This window comes from Streptomyces sp. NPDC002690, assembly GCF_053592415.1.
In genome coordinates, this window is sequence record NZ_JBSFVR010000308.1 from 1 (window position 1) to 8795 (window position 8795).

The window sequence follows — 8795 nt, forward strand, 5'->3', positions numbered from 1 at the left end:
CCCGGTCCGACACCTCCCCCCCCCCCCCCCGAGTCGGCCGTGGGGACGACCCCCGCTCTCCCCCCCGGCGGGGGTCGTCGCACGTCCAGGTGTGTTTTCCCCGGAATCATGCGGTATTTCCCTCTTGCCCCCGGGCTCGCGGTCCCGATTCTCGCCGTCTGCACCCAGCCTCGCAGGTGACTTTGTGTAGCGATAGGGGTGCGCTCCGAATATCCCCGTTTCGGGTGACCGGGTTATTCACAACGTGAGAGTTGTCCACAGTTCTCCATCAAGATCCACATCTTTTTCCGTCAGATCGCATGGTGATTCCGCCCGTGAAGTCCGCGGGTTCCGGAATCGCCTGTCCCGGATTGTTCCGGGGCCGGCGTGAACGGTGCTCAAGGAGGTGTGAGAAGGGGTGGAGATCGTGAACCGTTCCCATGCGCGACAAGGAATCCCGATCGCCGAAGGGCGGTGCGGCGTACCGCTGATCGTGACCGAGGACATCGACCTGCTCGACGATCTGCTGCGTCTCTGCGCGGCGGCGGGAGCGGAACCGGAGGTCCACCACGGCACGCCGGAGGACCGTGAGGTGTGGCGGCGGGCGCCGCTGGTTCTGGTGGGTGACGACGCGGTTCAGCGGTGCCGCGGACTCGCACGGCGCCGCGGGGTGATGCTCGTCGGGCGGGGTCAGGAGTCGCCGGACGTCTGGCGGCAAGCGGTCGAGATCGGCGCCGAGCACGTACTGAGGCTGCCCGAAGCGGAAGGCTGGCTCATCGACCAACTCGCCAACGCGACGGAGGAGGCGGGGCCTCCCGCGCTCACCGTCGCGGTCGTGGGTGGCAGGGGAGGGGCCGGCGCGTCGACGCTCGCCTGCGCGCTCGCCGTGACCGCGGCCCGGGCGGGACTGCGGGCCACGCTGATCGACGGCGATCCGCTGGGAGGCGGCATCGATGTCCTGCTCGGCGGAGAGCGTACCGAGGGCAGGAGGTGGCCCGACTTCGTTCACACCAGAGGCCGGCTCGGCGGTGGGGTCCTGGAGGACTCGCTGCCCGCCCTGCACGGACTGCGCGTGCTCAGCCGGGGGCGCGAGTGCGGTGTCGTCGTACCGCCCCTGGCGGTGCGGTCGGTGCTCGCGGCCGCCCGGCGGCCGGGCGGGGTGGTGGTCGTGGACCTGCCCCGCCAGGTGGACGAAGGGGTCGCGGAAGCGCTCTCCCAGGCGGACCTCGGGCTGCTGGTCGTGCCGGGCGAACTGCGCGCCGTGGCAGCCGCGAAGTGCGTGGCGTCGGCGGTCGGCACGGCCCTGGAGGATCTGCGGGTGGTGGCCCGGGCGCCGTTCGCCCCCGGCCTGGACGGCCCCTGGGTGGCCCGTGCGCTCGCTCTGCCGCTTCTGGGGGAACTCCCGGTGGAACCGGGGGTGTCGGCGCATCAGGACGGTGGCCTCCCACCAGGGGCGGGGCCACGCGGCCCTCTCTCCCGGTTCTGCGCCGCGTTCTGGGAGAAGGCGTTCGTCGGCGGTCTTCCCGTTCCGGCGGGAGGGGCGTCATGACCGAGGGGCTGCTGGACGCCGTGCGGCAACGGCTGGCGCTCAGCGGGGAGGTGCCCACACCGGCGGGCGTTGCCGCCGCCGTGCGGGCACAGGGCGGACTGCTGGGGGATCAGGAAATCCTCGGTGCCGCGGCCGAGTTGCGCGGTGAGCTGGTGGGCACGGGGGTGCTGGAGCCGCTGCTGGCCGACTCGGAGGTGACCGATGTCCTGGTCTCCGCGCCCGACCGGGTGTGGGTGGACCGGGGCGGTGGTCTGGAGCTGACTGGAGTCACCTTCTCCGACGCCGCGGCCGTGCGGAGGCTCGCGCAGCGTCTCGCGGCGGTGGCCGGCCGACGACTCGACGATGCGCGGCCATGGGTGGACGCGCGGCTGCCGGACGGGACGCGGATGCACGCGGTACTCCCCCCGGTGTCCGTGGGGTCGACCTGCCTCTCCCTGCGTGTCGTCCGTCCGCGGGCTTTCACCTTGGAGGAGCTCGTCCGGGCGGGGACGGTGCCGCCGGGCGGCGACCGGATGCTGCGAAGTCTGGTGCGCGCCCGCGTCTCCTACCTCATCAGCGGGGGCACCGGCGCGGGGAAGACCACCCTTCTGTCGAGCCTGTTGGGCGAGGTCGGTACGCGCGAACGGATCGTGCTGGCCGAGGACTCGGCCGAACTCCGTCCTGGCCACCCGCACGTGGTGCGGTTGGAGTCCCGGCCCGCCAACCAGGAGGGAGCGGGACTGGTGACGCTTCGGGACCTGGTCCGTCAGGCCCTGCGCATGCGTCCGGACCGGTTGGTCGTCGGTGAGGTGCGAGGAGCCGAAGTGGCCGATCTGCTGGCCGCGTTGAACACGGGGCATGAAGGCGGGTGCGGGACGGTGCACGCCAACGCCGCGTCGCACGTGCCCGCTCGCCTGGAGGCGCTGGGGACGGCTGCCGGGCTCGACCGGCCGTCCCTGCACAGCCAGTTGGCGGCTGCGCTGTCGGTGGTGATCCACCTGGTGCGCGACCGGACGGGACGCCGGCGGCTCGCCGAGGTCCATGTGCTGGAACGCGACTCCGACGGGCTCGTGTTCACCGTACCCGCGCTGACGGGCGGGGCGGACGGCTTCGTGCGGGCCGCGGGCTGGCCGAGGCTGGCCGCGCTCGTCGGGGGTGCCTGGTGACCGGAGCGGCGCCCGCGTGGACGACGTGGGGAGCGATGGCCTGCGTGGCCCTCGCCGTCTGGTCGGCCGTGCGCCGTGCCGACGGCGGGACGGTGCGGGCGAGGTGCGCGGAAACGGTGCGCGGTCTCTCGGGCGCTGGTGGCGGGGGCGTGCCCCCGTCGGCGAAGGCGGCGCGGAGCGCGGCGGTGCTGCGCCGCGCGGCGGTGCCGCGCACCCGCCCGGGTGAACTGCTGATACGGCGGCGCGAGTGGGTCTGCGTTCCGGCGGCCGTGGCACTCGCGGTCCTGGGGGAGTCGTGGCTGCCGCTGCTCGCGGGCGCCGTAGCCGTGCCGCTGGTGCGGCGGTGGCTGCGGGGGCGGGCCGGACGGGCCGCCTGCGCGCGGTCCGAAGAGGCGGTCACGGCGCTCTGCGCGGCGGTCGTCGGTGAACTGCGGGCCGGGCGCGAACCGGGACAGGCGTTGATCCGCGCGGTACGCGAGACGCGTGGGCTGGGTGCCGCCGAGTCGCCGGTGCTCGCCGCGGCACGGTTCGGCGGCGATGTGCCTGGCGCCCTGCACCGTGCGTCCCGGACTCCGGGGCTGGCGTCGTTGGCCGGGATCGCGGCGTGCTGGCGGGTGTCGGTGGACGGCGGCGCCGGACTCGCGGCAGGACTGGACCGGCTGGAAGGCGCGCTGCGGGCGGAGCGGCGGAGCCGGGAGGAACTGCGGGCCCGGCTCGCCGGAGCCTGGTCGACGGTGGTGGTGCTGGCTCTGCTGCCGCTGGCGGGGCTGGGCATGGGCGCCGCGCTCGGGGCCGAGCCTCTCCGAGTCCTGTTGCACACCTCGGCGGGACTGTTCTGCCTGGCGGCCGGGCTGGTGCTGGAGACGGCCGGGCTCTGCTGGGCCGGCCGGATCGTGCGGGCGGGGGACGCGAGGTGAACGTCGTGCCCGGAGAAGTTGTCCACAGCCTGGGGATCTGGCTCGCGGCGGCCGTGGCGTCCCTGTGCGCGGGGCTGTCCGCGACCGGGAACCGGCGGGACCTGGTCCGGCGGAAGCGATGCGCCGTGCTCGTCGGAGGGCCGGGACACGACGAGGTTCTGTCGGGCGGAAAGAGGTCGGCGCGGCGAGTGCCGGCCCGAGCGGCCTCGGCCATCGGCGTCGCTGTGAAGCGGTGGGGAGAACCCTTCGGCGCGGGTCTGGTGGCGTGGATTCTCGTGGGCGGGACCGCGGGAGCCCTGGCCGGTGCGGGGGCGGCCGTTCTGGTGTGGCGCGTCCGGCGGTCCGCACGGGCCCGGCGCCCGGAGGGTTCCGGGAAGCCGACCGGGGAGGAGCTTTCGGCCGCCCGGCAGCTCCCGCTGGCGGCCGATCTTCTCGCCGCCTGCATCTCCGCCGGGGCCGGTCCCCGGCAGGCCGCCGAGGCTGTGGGGGAGTCGCTCCGGGGTCCCGTCGGCGAGCGGTTGGTCCGCGCCGCCGCCGAGATCCGTCTGGGCGGCGATCCCACCCGGGCGTGGGGCCTCCTCGGGGAGATCCCGGGGGCGGGTCCGCTGGCCCGCTGCCTGGACCGTGCCGGTGAGACCGGGGCCCCGGCGGCGGAGCCGGTCGCCCGGCTGGCCGACGCCATGAGATCCGCTCGCGCCGATGCCGCGGTGGCGAGGGCCCAGCGCGCGGGCGTGCTGATCACGGCCCCGGTGGGGCTCTGCTTCCTTCCCGCCTTCCTGGCGGTCGGGGTCGCCCCGGTGATCGTCGGCCTGGCGGGAGGAATCCTGCACGCCGGCTGAAAGGGCCTGGCCGATCTGTTTTCTCGCGGGCGCACCGCCGGTGCGCTGGTCATCCAACCATGCCCGTCAAAGGGCGTAACGAGGGCTGAAATGAGTATCGGGACGGGTGTCGGAACGGGCATCACGACGAGTGGAGGAGTCTCCGTGGCCACGCGCGGTGGACGGGGACGTGGCCGACGCGGACGGCATGTCCGGAGCGGAGCGGCACGGCCGGCGCGATGTCGGTTCCGCCTGTTCGTACCGGGCTTCGTAGCGGGCTTCGTGCCGGGCTTCGTGCCGGGCATGGGGAGGAGAGGCGCCGAGTGGCGGGGCCGGTGGTCCCGCCGGTTCGGCCGGTCCGACCGCGGGATGACCACCTCCGAGTACGCCATGGGGACGATCGCGGCCTGCGCGTTCGCCGCCGTGCTCTACAAGGTGGTCAACAGCGCGGCGGTGCGGGACGCCATGCAGTCGCTGATCAAGGGTGCGCTCGATGGATCGTTCTGAGCCGGCGGGCGGGACTCTCGGAACACGCTCCTGGGGCGGGAACCCCGTCCGGGCCCGGTGCGTCGGCGGGGACACGGGTTCGGTCACCGCCGAGGCGGCGATGGTGCTGCCGGTGCTGGTGGCCCTCGCCCTGGTGCTCGTCTGGGCGCTGGTCGCCGCTGCCGACCAGATCCGGTGCGTGGACGCGGCCCGGGCCGGTGCGAGGGCCGCGGCGCGTTCGGAGCCGGAAGCGGCGGTACGGGAGGCGGCCCGCACCGCCGCCCCCGCCCGGGCACGGGTCGTCGTACGGAGGGAGGGCGAGCTCTGGCGCGTACGCGTGGAGGCCCCCACACCCGGGCCGCGCACTTTGGCGCTCACCCTGAGCGCCGAAGCGGCGGCCCTGGCCGAGGACACGGTGGGGGACGGCCCGGGGGGTGCCGTCCCGGCCGCGGTCGGTGCCGGGGATGCCGGGGACCCGGCCGGGAGTGCGGAGACCGCTGCTGGAGGCGCGCCATGAGGCCTCTCGGCGGGCGGCGCCGGGATCAGGGAGTGGCGACCGTGTGGGTCGCCTTGACGGTGGCCACCCTGTGCGCGGTGTGCGTGGTGATCCTCGCGTTCGGGCAGGCTGTCGCGGCCCGGCACCGTGCCGGTGGGGCGGCGGACTTGGCCGCCCTCGCCGCAGCCGACCGCGCTCTCCAGGGGGCCGGGGCCGCCTGCGCGGCGGCCCGGCGGGTGGCGGGCGCGCAAGGCGCCGGGCTGGTGCGGTGCTCGGTGCGGGGAGAGATCGCCGATGTGACGGCCCGGGCGGCTTTCGGGCCGTACGCGCCGGAGGTCAGGTCCCGCGCGGGGCCTCCGGGGAGCCCGAGGGGCCCGGGGGCCCCTCTTGCCCCTCCGGCGCGGGCGGGCCCGTGGGGGCCGCCCTGAGCAGTTCGGTCAGGAGCCGTACCGCCCCCCGCTTGTGGAGAGGCTCGTTGCCGTTGCCGCACTTGGGGGACTGGATGCACGAAGGACAGCCCGCCTCGCACTCGCAGGAAGCGATGGCTTCGCGGGTCGCGGTGAGCCAGGCGCGGGCGGTGTGGAAGGCACGTTCGGCGAACCCGGCGCCGCCGGGGTGGCCGTCGTACACGAAGACGGTGGGCAGCAGGGTGTCAGGGTGCAGCGGTACGGAGACCCCGCCGATGTCCCAGCGGTCGCAGGTGGCGAACAGGGGGAGCATCCCGATCGACGCGTGTTCGGCGGCGTGCAGCGCACCGCCGAGGATCTCCGGATTGATCCGGGCGGCGTCGAGCTGGTCCTCGGTGACGGTCCACCAGACGGCCCGGGTGCGCAGGGTGCGGGGCGGCAGTTCGAGTTTGGTCTCGCCCAGCACCTCACCGGTGATCAGTTTTCGGCGCAGGAAGGAGACCACCTGGTTGGTGACCTCGACGGAGCCGTAGCAGAGACGACCGTCCCCCCAGGGGATCGTGGTGTCGGTCTCCAGGACGGTGATGGCGGTGGTGTCGCGGGCGTTGGTCGAGTACGGCGGATTCGCCTCCTCCACGAGCGCCACGGAGTCCTCCAGGTCCAGCTTCCGGACCAGGTAGGTGCGTCCCTGGTGGAGGTGGACGGCGCCCTCGTGCACCGCCGTGTGGGAGGCGGCCTCGTCGATGGTGCCCAGCAGTCTGCCGGTGCCCTCCTCGACGATCTGCACCGGTCTGCCTCCGCCGCCCCGGATGTCGGTGAGATCGGCGGCGCGTTCGCGGCGGGTCCAGTGCCAGCCCGCCGCCCTTTTGCGCAGCAGTTTCGCGGCCTCCAGCTGAGGCAGCAGTTCGGGCACGGTGGGGCCGAAGAGGCCGATGTCGGCTTCGGTGAGGGGCAGTTCCGCGGCGGCGGCGCACAGATGGGGGGCGAGCACGTAGGGGTTGTCGGGGTCCAGCACGGTCGACTCCACCGGCTGGTGGAACAGGGCCTCCGGGTGGTGCACCAGGAAGGTGTCCAGCGGATCGTCCCGTGCCACCAGTACGGCCAGGGCACCCTGGCCCGAACGGCCGGCGCGGCCCGCCTGCTGCCAGAGGGAGGCCCGCGTGCCCGGGTAACCGGAGATGACGACGGCGTCCAGACCGGAGACGTCGATACCCAGTTCGAGAGCGGTGGTGGCGGACAGTCCCAGGAGTTCACCGGAGTGCAGGGCGCGCTCCAGCGCGCGGCGTTCCTCCGGCAGATAGCCACCCCGATAGGCGGCGACCCGTCCCGGCAGCGAGCGGTCGACCTCGGCCAGCCGCTCCTTGGCGATCACGGAGATGAGTTCCGCGCTCCGTCGGGAGCGGACGAAGGCGACCGTACGGACGCCCTGGAGGGTCAGGTCGGTGAGCAGGTCGGCGGTCTCGGCGGTGGCGGTACGCCGCACGGGCGCGCCCTTCTCGCCCCGCATCTCGGTGAGCGGCGGCTCCCAGAGCGCGAAGACCAGTTCGCCGCGGGGCGAGGCGTCGTCGGAGATCTCCTTGACCGGCAGGCCGGTGAGCCGGCCGGCCGCCACCGACGGCTCGGCCGCGGTCGCGGAGGCGAGCAGGAAGACCGGATCGGAGCCGTACCGGGCGCACAGCCGACGCAAGCGGCGCAGGACTTGGGCGACGTGCGACCCGAAGACGCCCCGGTACGTGTGGCACTCGTCGATGACGACGAAGCGCAGAGCGCGCAGGAAGGAGGCCCAGCGGGGGTGGGACGGCAGGATTCCCCGGTGCAGCATGTCGGGGTTGGTGAGGACGTAGTTGGCGTACTGACGCACCCACTCGCGTTCCTCCACGGGCGTGTCGCCGTCGTAGACGGCGGGCCTGACCGCGTTGCCGAGCGGTGAGGCGAGGTCCTTCACCGACCGGCGTTGGTCGGCCGCGAGCGCCTTCGTCGGCGAGAGGTAGAGCGCGGTCGCCGCACGTCCGTTCGGGGCCTCGGAGCCGTCGAGCAGCGCGCTGAGGACCGGGGCGAGATAGGCGAGTGACTTTCCGGACGCCGTGCCGGTGGCGATCACCACGGATTCGCCGTCGAGAGCGGATTCGGCCGCAGCCGCCTGATGGACCCACGGATGATCGATTCCGGCGCGCCCGATCGCCGCGACGACTTCCGGTCGGATGCGATCCGGCCAGATGGCATGGGTTCCCGGTCGCGGGGGCAAGTGCTCCGTATGAGTGATGCGCGCGGCCCGGCCCGCCCCTGCGGCGAGCCGGTCGAGGATCATGTCGGGAGAGGGGCGGGAGTCTCCGCTCTCGGTGGGTCCGCTGGGGCGGTGATTCTTGGCCATCGGCACCGAGTGTGTCACTGGCGTGACGGACAATGGTCCCAAGGCGTCGTGCATGGCTGCTGGTAAGTGATTGAATGCCATCGCGGCTGGCGATCCGTCCCCTGGCTCCGTCGGGGAGACCGAGGGGCGACCGCTCGATAGCAAGGTGCTGGAGGATCCGTGGACCTGTCCCTGTCGACTCGCAATGTGTCCGGCCCTGGTGGCGACCGTACGGTCGTCGAGGTCGGTGGCGAGATTGATGTGTATACCGCGCCCAAGCTGCGCGAGTAGTTGGTCGAGTTGGTGAATGACGGCAGTTACCACCTGGTTGTCGACATGGAGGGCGTCGACTTCCTCGACTCCACCGGTCTCGGCGTGCTGGTGGGCGGCCTGAAGCGTGTCCGGGCCCATGAGGGCTCGCTGCGCCTGGTCTGCAACCAGGAGCGCATTCTCAAGATCTTCCGGATCACGGGCCTGACCAAGGTGTTTCCGATTCACACCACGGTCGACGAGGCTGTCGCCGCCACCGACTGACGTCGGAACGGTCCGCCGGCCCCGGTCGGCGGACCGTTCAGGAGGTCGCCGGATATGAGTCGCACGACGCGGGCCTTGGCCCCCGTCTGGGGTACGAGTTCGGTCGGCAGGGCG

Annotated in this window: 8 protein-coding genes and 1 pseudogene; 8 read left to right on the plus strand and 1 reads right to left on the minus strand. The window is 73.4% G+C overall.

Annotation, left to right across the window (positions count from 1 at the left end; all coding sequences use genetic code 11):
• The first annotated feature begins 406 nt into the window (after positions 1 to 406).
• The 7 genes from ssd (at position 407) to ACWD3D_RS28445 (ending at position 5818) form a co-directional block, all read left to right on the plus strand.
• Entirely contained in the window at positions 407 to 1528 is a 1122-nt protein-coding gene (gene ssd, locus ACWD3D_RS28415) for a septum site-determining protein Ssd (protein WP_451463639.1), read from the plus strand.
• Positions 1525 to 2673, plus strand: coding sequence for a TadA family conjugal transfer-associated ATPase (locus ACWD3D_RS28420; protein WP_451463640.1), 1149 nt, complete (start codon positions 1525 to 1527; stop codon positions 2671 to 2673). Before ssd ends, ACWD3D_RS28420 begins: the two co-directional genes overlap by 4 nt.
• On the plus strand, positions 2670 to 3590 hold the full coding sequence (locus ACWD3D_RS28425; RefSeq protein WP_451463641.1) for a type II secretion system F family protein: 921 nt from the start codon (positions 2670 to 2672) through the stop codon (positions 3588 to 3590). The genes ACWD3D_RS28420 and ACWD3D_RS28425 overlap by 4 nt, the downstream gene beginning before the upstream one ends.
• Complete coding sequence (locus ACWD3D_RS28430) at positions 3587 to 4429, plus strand: type II secretion system F family protein (protein WP_451463642.1); 843 nt, start codon at positions 3587 to 3589, stop codon at positions 4427 to 4429. The genes ACWD3D_RS28425 and ACWD3D_RS28430 overlap by 4 nt, the downstream gene beginning before the upstream one ends.
• 282 nt (positions 4430 to 4711) lie before the next feature.
• A complete protein-coding gene (locus ACWD3D_RS28435) occupies positions 4712 to 4915 on the plus strand; it encodes a DUF4244 domain-containing protein (protein WP_451463643.1) in 204 nt (67 codons plus the stop codon).
• Positions 4902 to 5411, plus strand: coding sequence for a TadE family type IV pilus minor pilin (locus ACWD3D_RS28440; RefSeq protein ID WP_451463644.1), 510 nt, complete (start codon positions 4902 to 4904; stop codon positions 5409 to 5411). Before ACWD3D_RS28435 ends, ACWD3D_RS28440 begins: the two co-directional genes overlap by 14 nt.
• Positions 5408 to 5818 (plus strand): Rv3654c family TadE-like protein, encoded by a 411-nt coding sequence (locus ACWD3D_RS28445; protein WP_451463645.1) that lies wholly within the window; start codon positions 5408 to 5410, stop codon positions 5816 to 5818. Before ACWD3D_RS28440 ends, ACWD3D_RS28445 begins: the two co-directional genes overlap by 4 nt.
• Here ACWD3D_RS28445 and ACWD3D_RS28450 read toward each other — a convergent pair.
• Positions 5727 to 8249, minus strand: coding sequence for a DEAD/DEAH box helicase (locus ACWD3D_RS28450; RefSeq protein ID WP_451463646.1), 2523 nt, complete (start codon positions 8247 to 8249; stop codon positions 5727 to 5729). The two genes, ACWD3D_RS28445 and ACWD3D_RS28450, sit on opposite strands and share 92 nt — an antisense overlap.
• Before the next feature lie 78 nt (positions 8250 to 8327).
• Between ACWD3D_RS28450 and ACWD3D_RS28455 the strand changes: the two are divergent.
• Positions 8328 to 8681: pseudogene (locus tag ACWD3D_RS28455) on the plus strand (STAS domain-containing protein).
• Positions 8682 to 8795 lie beyond the last annotated feature (114 nt).